Annotated in this window: 17 protein-coding genes; 2 read left to right on the top strand and 15 right to left on the bottom strand. The window is 51.7% G+C overall.

Annotation, left to right across the window (positions count from 1 at the left end; translation table 11 throughout):
• Positions 1–66 precede the first annotated feature (66 nt).
• The 11 genes from CMUST_RS02475 to CMUST_RS02430 all read right to left on the bottom strand — a co-directional run bounded on the left by CMUST_RS02475 (position 67) and on the right by CMUST_RS02430 (position 7616).
• Positions 67–612: an adenylate kinase gene (locus tag CMUST_RS02475; RefSeq protein WP_047261191.1), complete on the bottom strand. Its 546-nt coding sequence runs from the start codon at positions 610–612 to the stop codon at positions 67–69.
• 1 nt (position 613) lies between these two features.
• On the bottom strand, positions 614–1933 hold the full coding sequence (secY, locus tag CMUST_RS02470; RefSeq protein WP_047261190.1) for a preprotein translocase subunit SecY: 1320 nt from the start codon (positions 1931–1933) through the stop codon (positions 614–616).
• Positions 1934–2175: 242 nt separating this feature from the next.
• Positions 2176–2961, bottom strand: a complete 786-nt coding sequence (locus tag CMUST_RS02465) for a formate/nitrite transporter family protein (RefSeq protein ID WP_047261189.1) — start codon at positions 2959–2961, stop codon at positions 2176–2178.
• 142 nt (positions 2962–3103) lie between these two features.
• Complete coding sequence (locus CMUST_RS16745; RefSeq protein ID WP_158408186.1) at positions 3104–3259, bottom strand: hypothetical protein; 156 nt, start codon at positions 3257–3259, stop codon at positions 3104–3106.
• A gap of 172 nt (positions 3260–3431) precedes the next feature.
• A complete protein-coding gene (rplO, locus tag CMUST_RS02460) occupies positions 3432–3878 on the bottom strand; it encodes a 50S ribosomal protein L15 (RefSeq protein ID WP_047261188.1) in 447 nt (148 codons plus the stop codon).
• 3 nt (positions 3879–3881) lie between these two features.
• Entirely contained in the window at positions 3882–4067 is a 186-nt protein-coding gene (gene rpmD, locus CMUST_RS02455; protein WP_047261187.1) for a 50S ribosomal protein L30, read from the bottom strand.
• A gap of 5 nt (positions 4068–4072) precedes the next feature.
• Positions 4073–4693, bottom strand: a complete 621-nt coding sequence (rpsE, locus tag CMUST_RS02450) for a 30S ribosomal protein S5 (RefSeq protein WP_047261186.1) — start codon at positions 4691–4693, stop codon at positions 4073–4075.
• Between the two features lie 37 nt (positions 4694–4730).
• On the bottom strand, positions 4731–5135 hold the full coding sequence (gene rplR, locus CMUST_RS02445; RefSeq protein ID WP_047261185.1) for a 50S ribosomal protein L18: 405 nt from the start codon (positions 5133–5135) through the stop codon (positions 4731–4733).
• 3 nt (positions 5136–5138) lie between these two features.
• Complete coding sequence (gene rplF, locus CMUST_RS02440; protein WP_047261184.1) at positions 5139–5675, bottom strand: 50S ribosomal protein L6; 537 nt, start codon at positions 5673–5675, stop codon at positions 5139–5141.
• 13 nt (positions 5676–5688) lie between these two features.
• Positions 5689–6087: a 30S ribosomal protein S8 gene (gene rpsH / locus CMUST_RS02435; RefSeq protein ID WP_047261183.1), complete on the bottom strand. Its 399-nt coding sequence runs from the start codon at positions 6085–6087 to the stop codon at positions 5689–5691.
• A gap of 317 nt (positions 6088–6404) precedes the next feature.
• Positions 6405–7616, bottom strand: coding sequence for an acid phosphatase (locus CMUST_RS02430; RefSeq protein WP_144414106.1), 1212 nt, complete (start codon positions 7614–7616; stop codon positions 6405–6407).
• A gap of 340 nt (positions 7617–7956) precedes the next feature.
• Here CMUST_RS02430 and CMUST_RS02425 point away from each other — a divergent pair, with 340 nt between their 5' ends.
• Positions 7957–10149 carry an HtaA domain-containing protein gene (locus CMUST_RS02425; RefSeq protein ID WP_047261182.1) on the top strand — a complete coding sequence of 731 codons (2193 nt, stop codon included), beginning with the start codon at positions 7957–7959 and terminating at the stop codon, positions 10147–10149.
• A gap of 81 nt (positions 10150–10230) precedes the next feature.
• Entirely contained in the window at positions 10231–11463 is a 1233-nt protein-coding gene (locus CMUST_RS15735; RefSeq protein ID WP_052844487.1) for a hypothetical protein, read from the top strand.
• A gap of 54 nt (positions 11464–11517) precedes the next feature.
• Here CMUST_RS15735 and CMUST_RS02415 read toward each other — a convergent pair whose 3' ends face one another.
• The 4 genes from CMUST_RS02415 to CMUST_RS15730 all read right to left on the bottom strand — a co-directional run bounded on the left by CMUST_RS02415 (position 11518) and on the right by CMUST_RS15730 (position 16563).
• Positions 11518–12804 carry an ABC transporter permease gene (locus CMUST_RS02415; protein ID WP_047261181.1) on the bottom strand — a complete coding sequence of 429 codons (1287 nt, stop codon included), beginning with the start codon at positions 12802–12804 and terminating at the stop codon, positions 11518–11520.
• On the bottom strand, positions 12801–13526 hold the full coding sequence (locus CMUST_RS02410; protein WP_144414252.1) for an ABC transporter ATP-binding protein: 726 nt from the start codon (positions 13524–13526) through the stop codon (positions 12801–12803). The genes CMUST_RS02415 and CMUST_RS02410 overlap by 4 nt, the downstream gene beginning before the upstream one ends.
• 155 nt (positions 13527–13681) lie before the next feature.
• Positions 13682–15538 carry an efflux RND transporter periplasmic adaptor subunit gene (locus CMUST_RS02405; protein WP_052844486.1) on the bottom strand — a complete coding sequence of 619 codons (1857 nt, stop codon included), beginning with the start codon at positions 15536–15538 and terminating at the stop codon, positions 13682–13684.
• Between the two features lie 377 nt (positions 15539–15915).
• Entirely contained in the window at positions 15916–16563 is a 648-nt protein-coding gene (locus CMUST_RS15730) for a hypothetical protein (protein WP_052844485.1), read from the bottom strand.
• Positions 16564–16599 lie beyond the last annotated feature (36 nt).

Genomic DNA, 16599 nt, shown 5'->3' with positions numbered 1-16599 from the left:
AGCCGGAGCCACAGCAACAAAAGCTGCACTCCGGCTAAAAGCTTAGATCCGACCGACCGGTTGAGGCTACTTGCCCAATGCCTCAAGGGTACGTGCGTTGATTTCTTCTACAGTGCCTTCCGCCTTGATTGCGATGATCTCATCACCGTAGTGGTCGATAAGCGGTGCCGTTTCGTCGCGGTAAACCTGCAGCCGAGTGCGGATCGTTTCCTCATTGTCGTCTGCCCGACCGCGGGCCAACATCCGCTCCACTACAACGTCTTCCGAAACCTGGAAGTTAACCACACCGTTCAATTCGGTGCCGAATTCCTTCATGAAATCTTCCAGAATTTCTGCCTGCTCCACCGTGCGTGGGAAACCATCAAGCAGGAAACCATCGCGAGCGTCATCCTCTTTAAGGCGTGCCTTCACCATCCGTGCAGTCACATCGGTAGGGACCAATTTTCCGGCGTCGAGGTATTGCTGTGCCTCTACCCCCAAAGGGGTGCCTTCACCAATATTCGCCCGGAATAAATCACCGGTGGAAATGTGGGGAATGCCGAGTTTTTCAGAAAGGATGGCAGCCTGGGTGCCCTTGCCCGCACCGGGAGGGCCGAGGAGAACGAGTCGCATTTTACTTCAGAAGTCCTTCGTAATTACTTTGCAGGAGCTGGGATTCGATCTGCTTTACCGTGGTCAAAGCAACCGAAACCATAATCAGAATCGCGGTACCACCAAACGGCGTTGCTCCCGCTTGGGCGTTAACGCCGAGTTCCAACATGATGTTAGGTAGTACAGCGATAATTCCAAGATACAGGGAACCGACGAACAACAGGCGGTTCATGACAAAACTTAAATATTCTGCCGTGGGGCGACCCGGGCGGATACCTGGAATGAAACCGCCGTATTTCTTCATATTTTCAGCCTGCTCGTTCGGATCGTACTGTACCGATACGTAGAAGTAGGAGAAGAAGATGATCAACGCGAAGTACAAAACGATGTACTGCCACGAAGATGGGGTTTGCAAATACTGAATGACATTGCGCTGCCACCAGTTGTCAGGAACCTCTGCGGAGGAAGAATTCACGATTTGGGTGATCAGCACTGGCATGTAGATCAGCGAGGATGCGAAGATGACTGGGATAACACCACCCTGGTTGACCTTCAGCGGCAGGTAGGTGGAGGTGCCACCATACTGACGACGCCCCACCATGCGCTTGGCATACTGAACCGGAATACGGCGTTGCCCTTGTTCAACGAAGACCACGCCAACAACCAGGATGATAACCGCGATAAGCACACCGGTAAACACCAGCCCACCGGAACCGGAGAGGATGTTTGCACCATCAGCAGGCAGCCGAGTAGCGATACCTGCAAAAATCAGCAGGGACATTCCGTTACCTACACCGCGTTCGGTAATGAGCTCACCAAGCCACATCACCAAAACCGCACCTGCGGACATAACCAGAACCAACAAAATCAGATCGAAGATGGTGCGATCTTTAACCAAAACCGGAACACCCTGACCTAATAGTTGCTCCCGGTCGGCTAGCGCCACGATACCTGCGGACTGCAACAAAGCAAGCGCCAACGTGAGATAGCGCGTGTATTGATCCATCTTGGCCTGGCCGGTCTGCCCCTCCTTTTTCAGCTCCTCAAAACGTGGGATAACCACGGTAAGCAGCTGGACAATAATGGAGGCCGTGATATAAGGCATCACGCCGATGGCAAAAATGGATAATTGCAGTAACGCACCACCGGAAAACAGGTTAATCAGCGAATAGACGCTGGAAGAATCTGACGTAAGGTGCCGAATACGGTCGGAAATCGACGCGTAGTCAACGCCCGGGGACGGGATTTGGGCACCGATGCGATAGAGAATGATCAACGCAATGGAGATCAAAATCTTCTTGCGTAGATCCACATCCTTAAATGCCTGAAGAATGGCGGACACTAAAGCCTCCTGGCTCCCACCAGCACCACTTCCATAGGATTTGCTATGTGTTGCTGTAGGAAAAATTCGACTGTGAAATTTTTCCGAAAACTTCCGGAAAAAGTGGACAAGATTGACCTTGCTACTCTACCACCTGTCACAAACCAAATCCCAGTCAGCGAAACCGAAAACATCCGTAGAGAAACCTTAACGTCGGATAAATATAGCTCTTCTCCCCCAAAAGTGGCAGCAGAAAGCAGCACTTAATCGCGATACAGCGCTTTGGTGTCATTCAGCCACGCATACACCAAGCCAATGAGCACACCACCGCCCACGAAGTTACCCAACCACACCAACGTCCAGTTGATAGCGATATGGGACGCCGTGAAAAACTCCGGCAGCGGATCGGCACTGAATCCGACAATATTAACGAGGGAAAAATTGGCGATGACGTGCTCAGTACCTAAGCCAACGAACATGCCGATCACGAACATCAACATGAAGAACTTCGCCGTGTAGTCCTTTAACACAGCCACCCCGACCATGCCCATGTTGACCACGAAGTTCGCCACGATTCCTTCCACGAATAAACCCATCGGATCTTTATGAAGCTTTTTATTAATCAGTGTCGACACAAAAGAGGAATCAGTCACGGCAGAAAACGCCTCCGCAAAGCCAAGGGCGAAGCCCACCAATAACGCCCCCACCAGATTGAATACAGTACAGACCACAAGAAGCTTCACCGCCACCGGTGCCGCCACGGTTTTGCGATACAGCCCGTAGACCATGTACATCATGTTGCCGGTGGCTAATTCCGCGCCCAATAACACTATGGTGGCAAGACCGATAAAGAAGAACATCGCAAATACGGGCCCGCCTAGGCCTGGCGCTAAGTTTTCTACCCGTTGGGCCATCACCGCCGAGAATGCGGTGCCAAGCGTCAAATAAACCCCGGCCAGGACACTTCGCATCGCATAACGGCCGAATTGTTGTTCCAGCAACTGCGTTTTCTTGGCAACCATCGCATCTGCGGTGTCGTTGAGGCTCATGTGATTCTACCCCTTGTAAGCGAAAACCATAGCGCAACAAAACGTTACGTCAGGTTTAAGTCTTACCGCACCGGCGACATAATAAAAAATTTCCTTAGCTTTAGATCGCCAAGCCATTTGTTATGGAAATTTTCTAGAGTTTTTAGTCTTCTTTCGGTTCTTCCGAGAACTCAAAGCCGAACCTCGGCCATGGATACCGACGAAAATAAGCCTCTGGGTCATCGTGCAGAAAAGCCAAACGCTCTTTGTACAGCACATCAGTGGTTACAGACTTTGGCCTCATGTTGTGATGCGTCATTCGTTCCTTCCCGGTTCTTTTCATGAAGTTCAAGTAGGTTCGTCAGCGAATCGTGAGGCCTTTAGCAGTGTCTGGCTTTCCTATTCACATGCCGTCTTTCCCGCCGTCGAAAAGCAAAAAACGCCAAGCGGATCGTACCAGCCTGGCGTTTTTAAGTGTCCGAGTATCGTAACTACTTGGTGGTTACAGAACCACCAGCAGCTTCGATCTTCTCCTGTGCGGACTTGGAGAATTTATCAGCGGTGACGTTGAGTTTAACGGTCAGTTCACCTTCGCCAAGAACCTTAACAGGTTGCTTAGCGCGAACCAGACCAGCTGCAACGATGTCCGCAACGGTAACGTCGCCACCGTTAGGGAAAGCCTTCTCAAGGTCAGCAACGTTGACTACCTGGAAGATAACCTTGTTGCGGCTCTTGAAGCCCTTCAGCTTAGGCAGACGCATGTGGATTGGCATTTGACCACCCTCGAAAGCAGCCGAGACTTGCTTACGAGCCTTGGTACCCTTGGTACCGCGACCTGCGGTCTTACCCTTGGAAGCTTCACCGCGACCTACGCGGGTCTTAGCTTTGTTTGCGCCTTTAGCTGGACGCAAATCGTGGAGCTTGATTACATCACTCATGTTTTACTCCCCTGCCACTTCTTCGACAGAAACCATGTGACGCACGACCTGAATCATGCCGCGGGTCGAAGGTGTGTCTTCGCGGACTACGGAGTGGCCGATGCGCTTGAGTCCCAGAGCAGCGATGTTCTTACGCTGCTTAGGGTTAGCACCAACCAGTCCCTTGTTTTGGGTGATTTTGAGGGCCATTAGCTTTAAGCCTCCTGTCCTGCGCGGATGCGCAGCATACGAGCTGGGGCAACCTCTTCGAGGGTCTTGCCACGGCGAGCGGCAACCTCTTCAGGGCGAACCAACTGCTTCAAGCCAGCAACGGTAGCGTGTACCACGTTGATAGCGTTGTCGGAGCCAAGTGACTTACACAGAATGTCCTGAACGCCTGCGCACTCAAGCACTGGACGTGCAGCACCACCAGCGATAACACCGGTACCAGCGGCAGCTGGACGCATCATAACGATGCCGGCTGCTGCTTCACCCTGAACTGGGTGGGTGATGGTTCCGCCAACCATTGGGACACGGAAGAAGTTCTTGCGAGCCTCTTCAGCACCCTTCTGGATAGCAGCTGGGACTTCCTTAGCCTTGCCGTAGCCAACGCCGACCATGCCTTTACCGTCACCAACGATGACAAGAGCGGTGAAGCTGAACCGACGACCACCCTTAACAACCTTGGATACACGGTTGATGGTTACGACACGCTCGATGTACTGGGAGCGTTCATCTTGCTGCTGGTTACGACGATCGTCGCGGCGGCCACCGCGGCGCTCGTTCTTGTTCTCATCGGCGGAGCGTCCGCCGTCACGCCGTTCACGTCCGGACATTAGGCGTTCCTTCCGTTGTTGTTGATAGAGGTGATCATTAGAACTTCAAACCACCTTCACGAGCTGCGTCGGCCAGTGCGGCAACACGGCCGTGGTACTTGTAGCCAGCACGGTCGAAAATGATCTTTTCGATGCCAGCTGCCTTGGCGCGCTCAGCAATGAGCTCGCCAACCTTAGCTGCCTTAGCCTTCTTGTCACCTTCGACGCCAGCAACAGCTGCTTCCATGGAGGAAGCGGCAGCCAGGGTGTGACCAGCGAGGTCGTCGATAACCTGGACGTGCATGTGGCGGGAGGTGCGGTGAACGACAAGACGTGGTGCCTCTGGGGTGCCCCGCAGCGTCTTGCGGATACGGTTGTGGCGACGTGCGCGAGCTTCGCGACGGCGGGTGGAGATGTCCTTGCCAACCGGCGTGCGCTTGTTGTTGTTCTCGTTGTTGCTCATTGCTTACTTACCCGTCTTTCCGACCTTGCGACGGATCTGCTCGCCTTCGTAGCGAATACCCTTGCCCTTGTAAGGATCATCCTTACGGAGCTTACGGATGATGGCGGCGATCTGTCCGACCTTTTGCTTGTCGATACCGGAGACGGACAGCTTGGTGTTGCCGTCCACGGCGAAAGTAATACCCTCCGGTGCCTTGATCAGCACTGGGTGAGAGTAGCCGAGGGAGAACTCCAGGTCCTGGCCCTTAGCCTGAACACGGTAACCAACACCGAAGATTTCCATCTTGATGGTGTAGCCTTCAGTAACACCAACAACAAGGTTGTTAACCAAGGAGCGGGATAGGCCGTGCAGAGAACGGTTCTTGCGGTTGTCATCCGGACGGGTAACAACGATCTGGCCGTCTTCGAGAGCAACTTTGATTGGCTCAGCAACAGTGTGGGACAGGGTACCCTTCGGACCCTTGACCTCAACAAACTGGCCGTCAATCTTGACCTCTACGTTTGCAGGAACAGCGATAGGCTGCTTACCAACACGTGACATTATCGCTCCTCCCTTACCAGACGTAGGCGAGAACTTCTCCGCCTACACCCTTCTCGTAAGCCTGACGGTCGGTCAGCAAACCTTGGGAGGTGGAGATGATAGCCACACCCAGGCCACCGAGAACCTTCGGCAAATTGTTGGACTTTGCGTACACACGAAGACCTGGCTTGGAAACGCGGCGAACACCAGAGATGGAGCGCTCGCGGGATGGGCCGTACTTCAGTTCAAGAGTCAAGGTCTTACCAACCTTGGCATCTTCAACGGTGTAATCAGCAATGTAGCCTTCAGACTTCAAGATCTCGGCAATGTTTGCCTTGAGCTTGGAGGAAGGCATGGATACGGAGTCGTGGTGCGCATGGTTTGCATTGCGCACGCGCGACAACATATCCGCAATTGGATCTGTCATGGTCATAAAAGTGACCCATAAGCCTTTCTCGTCGCGGTTCCTCCCACCTTCAAAAGCGTCACCGCATATTATCGGCCACTTTTCGCGCCCCAAGCTCAATAGCTGGGGTGCTCGCTGCCACATTTTAAGCGGTCGCACAAGGCGGGGGGCCTACAACAATGTAGGTGAATAAATGTCTAAACTCGGATGCGATTAAAACCCGTGAAAAGGGCATAAAAGTCCGAGGGGATACTTTACACTTGCAGCGCCAGCTATTGCAACTAGCGTCTGCTTGTCGACGCGACCAAGGCCGCAGCTTTGCATGCTTTTTGGTTTCAAGATCGCTACAGGATCACTTGTAGGTTCCCGTGGGTGTCAATGTGGTACTGCGCCATAAACGCCCGACCGAGATTAAGCCGTTGCCAGGAACCTGCTCCCCGTTGATTATCGAGCGGGTGGCCTGCAGGCAAGGCGGTTTGCCGCAGTATTTCCGCACGCTGATGATAATTAAGCTCTGGAAACCGTTCCGACAATAGATCAGGCGCTTGCGGCGGCACCACCATAGGCGCGTCAGCTTCCCAAACTGTTGGAAAATTGTAATGAAGTTTTTCCGTGTAATCAGCGAGCAAACCAGCGTTATTCTCAGGTGCTGGGAGACATTCCGCAACGGACCTTCCACAACGCCACTGCAATTCCGTCCTAATCTCTTGGCCCGCAGCGCGAAGGGCAGCTTTCATTTTGGGATCATTCCACCGATCCGCCGCCGCAGCCGTACCAGTCATTCTGCCACCGATAACATCAAGCGGATAGTGCACGCCCAATACGATCCGGCTATGCCCCGCCGAGGTGGCGCGGGCTAAAAGCTGCGGGGCCGCCTCCGGAAGGATAACCGCCAATAACGTTGCCGCCCACGTTATCTGGTTCGTATGTCCAGAAGGGAAGGATTGCGAAGTTGGGTAGATATCGCGTTCGGGGATCGCCATGCGGTGCACCTGATCCGGCGCCACTATAAATGGGCGCTTATAGTTAAAAACCCGCTTTTCAACAAAAGTGGAGCTAGCAATCCCCCCGGCACGGGCGAACCAACCACCGTCGAAAAGCATCTGGGTTTTAGGAAGCCGATTATCCCGCAATGCCGCACGAAAGTGCGCCCCCAACTCAGGCCCCAATGCCTCCGACAGAGGCAGTAGTACCCCATCAAAATCCGCCAACGCATCTCGCTGCGCTTGTGTCACGCGGGCCGGATTATTAAGCGCTGCCGTATTTTCCGCGATAACGAACTCGAGATTCTGCCGTAGAACCTCAGGGTGCTGAGACCTAATGTCGTTAAATATATCCACCACAGGGACATAGCCACCGCCAGGGTGCGATGAAACGTCCGAGACGTATCCCACATAATCGGAGAGTTCAAACGGGGTCGGAACTGGCGCATTGGGAAAGTTAACAATGGGCCCCTGGCCGGGTAAATGTTGTGGAATTTGCGGTATTTCCACGGCTTCCACCGGAATCGCGTATGAGAGGAATACAACCGTCGAAGCGGCTACGAATGCGCGCACCCACTACTCCTTATTCATGTTTCAATTTTTAAGCCAGCTCATTATGACACGAAAACCGGGGGTACTTAATACAGGCTCAAGTTTTACGGATGTCAACCATCACTTCAGATAGAAGTCGATATTTTCCACCCGCAGCCTTATCACTTACAGGATCGTCGAAATCTACGATCCTCAATTTCACCTGTAAAGTAACTTACCCCCTCTTAAAAAAGGTTAGCCAAGCCTCTATAAATTGGCTAAGTTTTTTATTGGTTAAGTAGCCCAAAGTTTATTCTTTGCAAATACTTATTCAATAAATCTCTAGTTCAACAACAGTGGAAAATTCTGAAAGGAAACCACAGTGGGAATTTTCAACCGGCGACGCGGTGCGATACTTGCTGCTATATCCATCGCCTCGCTACTACCTATACACTCAGTAGCCTGGGCGCAAGACGCACCGACTGGTTCGTTATCATGGGGCATTCGTGCCAGCTTTGACAACTACACCAGTGGCGCTACTTTCATTGAGGATGGGGCAACCCGCCAAAATAATGCTTTTAACTTCCCGCTTGCATCCTATTCTTTCGACCGTGAAGCCGAACGTACCGAAGCCCAATTTACCGGTACCGTTCGGTACCGCAAATACTGTGGCGGCAGCAGCGAAAAAGACTTATCAGCTGTGTGCCAGCTGGATCTGACTTTCAAAAACCCCAAAGTGGTTATTGATAAAGACGGATCATATGTTGAAGCTACTGTCCGGTCCCGACAATACGAAAAGAATACCTTCTACGAGCCAAAAGAGCCCGTGAAGGTCGCCACTTTGGCTACCGTGAGCGGCAACTTCACTAAAGATAATGGCCAAATTAACTGGTCCCGTATTCCCACGCGATTGACTGAAGAGGGCGTTTCCATGTTCTCCGGGTTCTACGAACGTGGCGAAGGACTGGACCCACTGAGTTTTACTGCAACTGGTGACGGCGCCCGGCCATCAACAGATAAAGGCCTATCTGTATTTCCAACCAACTGGACCGCCGATACCAAATATGACGATCTGCACTCGTTGTACGCAGTTGGAAATAATGTTTTGGTAGCCATTGCTAAAAAAGGTCTTTTCCTCGTTAGCCCTGAAATGAAGACCATTGACACTACCGAAATTCCGTTGAGCCAAAACGGAATTGGTTCCTTTGACGCTGAAACTGGTTACTATTACTTCACCGAATACAAAGCCAATCAACTCACCAACGAGTTGAAGCGGGTAAAGGTTAACGCCACTAGTTTCGGGTCTGTCGAAACCGTCGGCACTGTTCCCGGCAATATCTATGCCGTAGGTATCCACCCAAAGACGAAAAAGGGAATTGTTATCTCAGTGGAACCCGCGGCCACCTCCACTTCCTCGGCCGATGACCAAGCAGCCTACCTGACACCACTCACTGGTTCCACCCTGGGTGATTCCCTCAAGCTTCCCACCTCCTCGCAGGTGATTGGAAATGCTGTCTCCGGTGATTCAATTTTCGCACCACGGTATTTCTTCGGGGCTGCCCGCACTCAATTAATGCCAATGGATGACGGTACGTTCGTCTATTACGCCAACAGCGAACCGGTCATTTTCCCTGGTGACAGCAAAGCAGCAAAGAACGTGCTCCTGTCTATTGATCCCGCTGCGACAACCCCGGAACAAGCGGTATCTTTCATGCGGCAATCTCAGCCGGAAATCAGCGTCGATTATCTTGAGGGATACACCACCAATGGTCGACAGATCATTCGATGGAATAAGAACACCGTCGCCTCATACGCAAAGATCGAAGTCCTCGATTACGCAAACCGTGAGGTAACCAGCGCTGGTCGGAAGCAACCACCTGCTGCGGGCATTGCGGGTGTTACCTGGGATGCAGACAATAATCCAGTGATGTACTCCGGCAATAATTCCAAGCTGATCTGGTTCGACCTGAATACACTTACCCCAGTGATGGAAGATGGTGAGCCAAAGGAATCCGTTGTTCCAAACGGCCGCGAAACCAACAACGTCTACCAGCCGAATATGATAACCACTCCTAACGGTAGTCTGTATGTCCCGTCCCTCAATGAATCGCGCGGCGATCATATGGAATACTACGAGCTAGTTCGGCTTTTCGACGCCAGCAAGCAAGCTCAGGATGAACCCACCGAAGAAGAAAAACAACGCCAAAAACAGCGGGAGGAAGAAGCCCGAAAGAAACTGGTGCAGCTGAACTTTGACGAGGCAAAGGCTAGTTTAACCAAGGCTAAAGAGGAACTAGCTAAAGCTGAAGCAGACAAAGACGCAGCAGCCATCGACAAAGCCAAGAAGGCAGTAGCCGAAGCAGAAAAACGCTTTGAAAAGGCAGCCGAGGAATACCACAAAGAATTCCCGGACCACAAGCCACCGACAAACCCAGGCGGCGGATCCGGCAGTTCCAGCCCAGGCGCTATTGCTGGAATCGTCATCGGTGTACTCGCGCTCATCGGTGCGGTCGTCGCAGCCATCTCACAATTCCTGCCACAACTTTCTGGAATGTTTAAGAACTTGAAGTTCTAAAATTCCTCATTCTTCCTGTCTCCTGTAGTGCTGTGGCTAGAGACCTGGCCACAGCACACTCGTTTTTAAAGGTGAAATCCAATGACCACACATAACAATCGGTTCTTGCCGCTACTCATAGCAGCCGCAGTTGCTGTCCCCATTCCCGTTGTGTCCACTGCTGTCTTGCCAACCACGGCATTCGCCCAAGACCAAGCTGGCGGACACCACGACGCAGTTGGCGGTGACGATAACTACCAAACCACTGATGCAATGCCGCACAAGTACTTCTATACTCCGGTAGCGGACAGTACGAAATACGAGGGCGAAGTAAAAAGCTTCCTAGCTGTCAGCCAGATACGACACCTGTATCACACCGCAGCATATAACCAGAAGTATGCCAACTATCGTGGAAAATCTGCCGAGGAAGCAGCACACGACGCTGTCATGCACCAACGTTCTGAGGATAACTGTTATGTGGCTAAAGCCCGACTATCCCTTGCCATTATGAAGTATGAGGGTGATGTGGAAGCTCGCTCATTGGATCTATCCAAAGTCGGTTTCGATAAAGCAGAAACCGAAAAGGCATATACGGTTCTCAAACGCGGCGGCAAGGCGACTGAGGCAGCTCGCGATGCTGCTCGTGCAGCAGGTGCCGATGATAAAACCATCGGTTTGCACAACAACCGGCTACGAATTTTCTCAGACGGCGAAAACCGACTGAGCGGCATCATCGGTGAATTAGCTTCTGGCAAAGCCACCACCGAATACGATGCTTTTGCTGTTACTGATTGGGAGGTTAAGGAAGACTTCGTCAAATGCGAATACGGTACCAGCGATGACGATACCTGCAACAAGATCAACGAAGTCCGCCCTGATCAACGCAGACATTTTGGCGGGCACCCGCTGTCTAACGTGGCAAAGAACCTAGACATCGCCAAAGTTTCACCTTCTGACGATTCCGCCGCTGCGGCCATTAGTGCTTCTGGTGCAGCTAATCGGGCCAAAGTGAAAGCTGCATATAATTTCGATGCAGATCAAGCGCCACAAACCGATCCGGCTCCGAAGCCTAGTGAACCGAGCACCACCGCGCCGGCTCCGAAGCCTACCGACCCAACCACTTCCGCGCCTGCTCCAAAGCCGGATACCTCCACCACGACGTCAGCTCCGGCTCCAAGCTCCGAACAACCACCAGCTCCCGGTGATAAGAAGCCCTTCCCACACGCTGCTGTATGGGGGTCATTAACCGCCATTATCGCTGTCATCGCGGCTGTCATCGCTGGTTTCAGCCAGTTCGGCCCACAACTGATGAAAGCCCTGAACATCAAGTTCTAGAGCAAACAAAAAAATCCTTGGTGAAGCACTGTGGCTTCACCAAGGATTTTTTTGTTATTCGTACCGAAGCGCCTCAATCGGATCAAGCTTCGCTGCGCGATTCGCGGGATACCAACCGAAGAATAAACCGATGGCCAAACAGAAACCAAGGGATACGAAAATTCCCAAAATTGGTGGGGAAACAATGGCACCTTTAAACATAAAGTAGCCAATCAGCACACCAAGCGAGCCACCTAGTAATACGCCGATTAAACCACCAATGGTACAAACAACCATGGCCTCAATAACAAACTGGCGGCGAATATCCCCACGGTTAGCACCAAGTGCCTTACGGATACCAATCTCTCGGGTACGTTCAGTGACAGTAATCAGCATGATATTCATGACGCCAATGCCACCAACCAAAAGCGAAATCCCACCAATACCAGCGATAACGACGCTAATCACGTTGATGATGTTGTTAAATGCATCCAGACTCTTACGGTTGTCTCGGACCTTCGCCTCATACACCGTGTTGCCTTCGACTTTTTTATCAAAGAACGCCTGAAGCTCGGATATAAGTTGGTCAGTATCAGCTTCTGGATTAGCGCGAACTGAAATGTTCTGCCACATACCCGCACGATCACTTAGCCTGACTTCAACTGTATATGGAGCGTAAATGGAATTTGAGCTACCACCAAGGCCAAACAGGCCTGATTCCTGTGTTTTTTCGATACCGACTACCGTGTAATAGGTAATTCCGTCTTCACTTTCATGACTGATTTCAGAACCTAACGCGGCCTGAACGTTACCGTCGAAAAGCAATTCAACAAGTTTTTTGGGAATTATTGCAACCGGTCGGTTATTAGCTATATCTTCCTCGGTTATGCTCCGGCCCGCCTCAACTTTAATATTCTGCATTGCAAGCAAGTCAGCATTTACAAACTGCAGGCTGGCATTTGTGGTTTTTCCTTCGTAAAAGACTTCACCCGAGTAGCTATTGCCTTGTCCTAATCCGATATGAGATATTTGTGAACCAAATTGATTTTGGAGTTGTTCAATATCATCACTGTTGATTTCGTATTCCGGATCGTCTAACCGGCCTGAAAAGTAGTAATACTCTTCCCCACCATATAGTTGTAATTCTTCTTCAGTGGGTTTAGGCCGCATCTCTACACCCAAATCCGTTCCACCTACTGAGGACAAATTTTCCTGAGTAGTTGATTTCAACCCACTACCCAAAGTCAAAATCACGATCACAGAGGCAATACCAATAATGACACCCAACAAGGTGAGCGCGGATCGCATTTTATTACCCTTAAGGTTGGAAAGGGCTAGCGAGAGAGATTCATATACGCTCATGGGTTTTGTCTCCCGGTAGAAGTAACTTTCAGGTCTCCTCGGATACGACCGCGAGGTGCCCGTGGACCGGTAATAATGCCATCAACCATGGTGACTATTCGGGAGGTTTCCTCCGCTAGTTCCGGGTTGTGGGTAATTAGTGCGATGGTCGCCCCATGATCCTGATTCAATGTGTGGAACAGATCCATAACCATCCGCCCGGTGGCAGTATCCAAGGCACCTGTGGGTTCGTCGGCCAAAATCAAGTCCGGTTCGTTCGCCAATGCCCGTGCGATAGCAACACGCTGTTTCTGGCCGCCAGAGAGTTCGGCGGGTGAATGGTTAGCGCGATCAATCATGCCTACCATTTCGAGCAGGTGGTCAGCTCGTTCGGTGCGTTCTTTGCGCCCAACGCCGGCATACATCATCGACATTTCGACGTTTTTACGTGCAGAGATTCTGCCTACCAGGTTAAAGTTCTGAAAAACGAAGCCAATGTGCTTAGACCGGTAAAGAGCAGATTGTTCATCGGTTAGTCGCAACACGTTCTCACCAGCAAGGTAATACAGGCCGGTGGTCGGGCGATCAAGCAGCCCGATGATATTCATCAGGGTGGATTTACCGGAGCCTGAGGTACCCACCACTGAGAGGAATTCGCCGTGCGCCAAGTCAAATTCACAGCCGTGCAGCACTGTCAATTCACTCGGGCTACCAATATTGAAGGTTTTGGTAATTCCATGCATTTCGATCAAGAGATCTTCCCGTGGGATAAAAACGGGTGGCTCTTGGTGCGGTGGCCGTTCGGAAACCGCTATTGGTTCCGGGGTATTAGGCGGTTGGACAGCGGAATCAGTTTCTTTCGATTGTGTTTCAGACATCTAGCTTCACCAGTGATCCTTTAACCAGCGCTAGTGGATGTTGTAGTTGGTGAGCTGGAACCAGGAAGCGGTTTCTGCACATCCACCAGGTTGCCGATCTGATCCCGATATTTCTCTGCCTCCACAAGAACTTTGGCGCCCTTCTTTACATTGGTGTTGGTCAGTTCAACATCAAAATCGGTTTTTTTGCCAAGGGTGACTTCACGTTCAGCGATGACCGCCGAGCCGTCCTTTTCTTCAATGATCAAAATCTTTTGCTTTTTACCGTCAGTGAAAACTGCGGTTTGTGGGACCACCAACTTGTCGGAGGCTTCCTCCACGACGATTCGAGTCTTCGCAGTTGAACCGAGTCGAAGTCCTTCGCGGTCACCAGTCACTTCGATTTCGATGGGGAAAACAACCTTTCCGCCGCTGGAACTACCAGCCCCTCCTGCCGCAGCTGCGGCAGCGGCTGCTCCTGTGCCACCACCGGTGGCAGGTGCAGCAGGCTCACTTGCTGCAGCTGGGGATACGAAGGTCACTTTTCCTTTAAACTTTTTCTCACCAGTGCCTGGCGTGGTGAACTCGGCGGTTTGCCCAACCGCGATTTTGGCTACATCGATTTCTTTCACTTCGGCGTGAATGATAAGGCGCTGATCGTCAGCCACTGTGAGCAAGGAACCTGCTGCCGGGTTGCCTTGCTTGGCTATCACCTGGGTAACCAATCCATTGAATGGTGCCCGCACTTCAGCCGAAGCAATGTCCATGGTGAGTTTACGATCACCTATTCCAGCCGATGCTTTAGCTGCTCGGGCGGATCGCACTGCATCATCAATTGCCGCTTGGTGATTAGTCAATTGATGGTTAGCGGTCATATTCGCTGTCTCTAACGATGTGGCGGCTTCTTTTTTCGCTTCAAAAGCTTGTGCTACAGCCCGCTGGGAATTAGCGAGTTTATGGTCAATTTGTTCCAAAGTGACTTCGTAATTACGTTGCGCCTCGTCAAGGGTCCGGGCTGCTGTTGCCGCGCGGGTTGCGGAATCTGCGGCATTAAGCCCTGCATCTGCTTGCACGCGGGCTTGCCGGGAGAGGTTTTGTTCCCGAGTCGCAATTTTTGCCTGTGTTTCGGCAATCATCGCGTCGATGGATCGAGCGGCATCACCGGTGGCGTTTGCACGTTGCTCTTGTAACGATTGCAGGTGTGCTTGGTCTTGAGCTAACGCATTGCGTTCTGCGGTTTCATCGAAAAGCGCGGACTCGATATTGACGCTGGCACGCACCGCGTCAACGGCCGCCCCGAAGGCTTGTTCCCGGGCTGCTTTTACCGCGGAATCCTGTGCGGTGATTTGTGGATCCCGAGTTTGCAGCCGCAGGTTCCGTTCAAATTCAAAATCACGATTCAATTGGTCGTACTGTGCCTCCGCATTACGCAATGCGGCCTGGGCACCGTTGATCTCTGGGTTATGGCCAGAATCAAGCAACTCCTTGTACTGGTTGTACGTGCGCTCAGCGTTCTGAATCTGGCCGATGGCATTCGCATCATTGGCCGCAGCTTGGGCTTGCTTGTCCAGTAATTCCTGTTCCAATTCGCTCACATCAAGCCGCGCGACCACCTGGTCGGCATTAACCCGATCCCCCACCCGCACATCAAGGGTCGACACCGGAACGGTCAAACGAGTTGAAAGGGTGAGGGTTTTGTGGGCCTCGATATTTCCGGATACTGACACGCGCTGAGCATTGTCGCGAACATCAAGGACACGGTAGTCGGCTGCAGTTATAAGCTGGCCGCTGTTACCAGTGAGGAACATCGACAGCCCTCCTGCGATTGCGGCGATACCAAGAACGGCTGCGGCAATAATCGCGAAGATTTTCCCTTTGCTGGCTTTCTTTTCGCTCACCGTGTTCCTTTCAGTTGTGGCAGATGCGGACGCCGTGCCCGCATAAACTCTGCTACTTCCGGTTTCTCTTCTGCGACCTACCACACCGGAAGCAATCGGTTATGAGGATAAGGTCACCTGCCAAAATACCACTAGGCAATGGGGTAATTACTAACTAATTTTGGCATTGTGGACAGGTTGTATCCTTTAGTACCCAATTCAATATCCACCCCTGGTATGACACCCAAATTCGTTGTGGATGGAGCCACTATCAATCTTTCAAGCTCAAACCAATTACTAAGGCTCCAGAGTCATACCTAAGTTGGAATCAGCACCCCATTTATAACAAAACCGCATCAATTATATGGGGTATCGGTATTACCCCCGCTCATTACGTCTTAGCAGGGACTCGTGAAATCGCTGGCGTTATTCAGCGTCCGTGGATTGCCACCAAGTTGACGTGCAGCGGCACACAAGGCAGAGGTGTCAAATCCGTAGTCTATGACAATCGGCCAAATCGTCCGGCCATCAACCTGAGCACGCAGTGAGGAACACGCGCCCGGCGATAAGGCTCTGGCACCTGGATATTTCGCCAATGCGGATTGCGTTTCGGCATCTATATCTTGCCCGTAATCGACCACAGAATGCACGATGAGGACGCCTCGACCATCACAGGCAATACCTCCGGTGTTCTGTGATTCAGCTGGGTTTGCGGCTTCTGTGGTAACAGTGGTGGTTACTTCCACAGCGGTTGACGTGGTTTGCGTTGCTGTTACGGTCGTTGTTTCCGTTAATTGAGTCGGCGAAATTGATTCTGTAGTGCTTGTCGACGTCGGTGCCGCAGCGGACGTTTCCGAAGAATTCATTGTAAAAAAAGTTATTACTCCAACCGCAACCACCAGCAATGTGATAACAACTGTCACGATGACGATCGGGATCGCCGTCCGTCGATAAGCATAAGCAGCGACTTTCTTAGTATCGGGCAAGAGCCAGTCGGCCGATTCGTCATGGGTATGCAACGGTGGTTGATTAGGAGTATTGTTCATGAATCTGTGTATTAGTAGACGCGAAAAACAGTCACC

Source organism: Corynebacterium mustelae (genome assembly GCF_001020985.1).
GTDB lineage: Bacteria > Actinomycetota > Actinomycetes > Mycobacteriales > Mycobacteriaceae > Corynebacterium > Corynebacterium mustelae.
This window is presented reverse-complemented; position numbering and strand designations above follow the sequence as displayed.

Coding starts and splice junctions, on each gene's coding strand:
- CMUST_RS02475 (WP_047261191.1), bottom strand. CDS start 612: ATGCGACTCGTTCTCCTCGGCCCTCCCGGTGCGGGCAAGGGCACCCAG.
- CMUST_RS02465 (WP_047261189.1), bottom strand. CDS start 2,961: ATGAGCCTCAACGACACCGCAGATGCGATGGTTGCCAAGAAAACGCAG.
- CMUST_RS16745 (WP_158408186.1), bottom strand. CDS start 3,259: ATGACGCATCACAACATGAGGCCAAAGTCTGTAACCACTGATGTGCTG.
- rplO (WP_047261188.1), bottom strand. CDS start 3,878: ATGAGTGATGTAATCAAGCTCCACGATTTGCGTCCAGCTAAAGGCGCA.
- rpmD (WP_047261187.1), bottom strand. CDS start 4,067: ATGGCCCTCAAAATCACCCAAAACAAGGGACTGGTTGGTGCTAACCCT.
- rpsE (WP_047261186.1), bottom strand. CDS start 4,693: ATGTCCGGACGTGAACGGCGTGACGGCGGACGCTCCGCCGATGAGAAC.
- rplR (WP_047261185.1), bottom strand. CDS start 5,135: ATGAGCAACAACGAGAACAACAACAAGCGCACGCCGGTTGGCAAGGAC.
- rplF (WP_047261184.1), bottom strand. CDS start 5,675: ATGTCACGTGTTGGTAAGCAGCCTATCGCTGTTCCTGCAAACGTAGAG.
- rpsH (WP_047261183.1), bottom strand. CDS start 6,087: ATGACCATGACAGATCCAATTGCGGATATGTTGTCGCGCGTGCGCAAT.
- CMUST_RS15735 (WP_052844487.1), top strand. CDS start 10,231: ATGACCACACATAACAATCGGTTCTTGCCGCTACTCATAGCAGCCGCA.
- CMUST_RS02415 (WP_047261181.1), bottom strand. CDS start 12,804: ATGAGCGTATATGAATCTCTCTCGCTAGCCCTTTCCAACCTTAAGGGT.
- CMUST_RS02410 (WP_144414252.1), bottom strand. CDS start 13,526: ATGCATGGAATTACCAAAACCTTCAATATTGGTAGCCCGAGTGAATTG.
- CMUST_RS15730 (WP_052844485.1), bottom strand. CDS start 16,563: ATGAACAATACTCCTAATCAACCACCGTTGCATACCCATGACGAATCG.